Annotated in this window: 1 protein-coding gene; it reads right to left on the bottom strand. The window is 48.5% G+C overall.

Annotated features, from left to right (window positions below):
• Positions 1-1,368 (bottom strand): hypothetical protein (locus EAE90_RS23135; protein WP_214055436.1); only part of this gene is annotated, 1,368 nt, incomplete at both ends.

The raw sequence follows: 1,368 nt of genomic DNA, 5'->3' as shown, positions 1-1,368 counted from the left end.
TCCGGGTTGTAACGGGTTGTTGCGGGCATATTCTGTCTGCATGATCACATCGGACAGGGTGAATGCATTCAGGAACAGGCTGACACCGGTCAATGAAGAATCAAACAGTAAACCAATAGAGGCTTTATTAGCCCCTTCTAAGGTAAAAAGCTGAACCGGCGAGTCCACACTGGTCTTAACTTCCGGTAGAGTTATCACCGGTTTATTGCCGAGTGATTCCAGGCGTTTACTCCAGTTAATCATCCGTTCCCCGATAGCCTGTTGACGCACCGCCGGATCAGGTCGGTTGCGATTTGTTTTCGATTCCAGTCGCTTAAGCACTTCCTGATAGCTCTGTTCACTGAGCGCCACTCTGCCATCCGGTTCAATCACTACGCCTAGCGTGGATAACAGGGCCGGAACCAGTTGTTGGGTTATCTGGTCAATCGCTTTCTGGGGAAGCTGCCGGACATAACTTGAACCCTGATAAATTGTCTGATGGGTATAGGCGCAGACGGTTGCCAGAAAGGTCCCCATCCCCAGCAGAATATTATCGACGCCACTAATAAACGGGCCCTTAAGCATCGGTGATTTTACTTTGTCGTTATTCAGTACGGTGACAACCCCGGTGGTAATGGTGCGCCAGAAGTTGCCATCCCCGTTGCCGTCTGACTCTTTGGCCGCAAGCTTCGCTAAAACCTGCTGGCCGGGCAAGGATGATTGCAGGTTGCCGAGCAGGCCGGAGAGGATTTCACTGAAAAACCGGAACTCCAGCGCGTCCTCTTCTTCCAGCGTCTCCTTTTCATCTTGCAGTGAAAAGAAGTAGTGAAAGTAATTTTGCAGCCCGCCGACTTGATAACTGAGGTCTGGGTTATCCGCAAAGGCTTCAAACAGTTTCATAAACATCGCCTGACGCGCTTCAAAATCTTCGGTGACTTTTTTCAGTTTCGGCCAGTCGTTGTTCCAGCGGTCCTGATGAATACTGTCATCTATTTTCTTTTTCAGCTCCGGGTTTTTGGTGGCTTTGAGCTTTTCGACATAGAAACCGATGGTCAATGGGTAAATATTGGAGGCGTTATAGCTCTGTTGCCACAAATTCAGGATAGAGTAGGCTTCCACAATGTCCCGCTGACGGCCTACCGGGTCATGCAGGATCACAATCCGCGCCTGTTCATTGAAGTGCAGATAACTGTTGATTTCCTGGATAATCTTACCGGCGTCCATTTCGTAGCTGTCCTGAGTGGTCAGCGTATCAATACTGACATCAGCCAAATCCAGTTCATTGATGTCTTTTTCAATGATGGCTTTGATATTGGCAAACTGTTCCTGCCGGATTTTGTAATCGACAATCAGTTTTCGAAAATATTTGTCTGAGGCGTTAACCGCAAA

The organism is Photorhabdus caribbeanensis, assembly GCF_018448885.1.
Lineage (GTDB): Bacteria > Pseudomonadota > Gammaproteobacteria > Enterobacterales > Enterobacteriaceae > Photorhabdus > Photorhabdus caribbeanensis.
The sequence above is the reverse complement of the archived record's forward strand: the minus strand, read 5'-3'. Positions and strand labels throughout refer to the sequence as shown.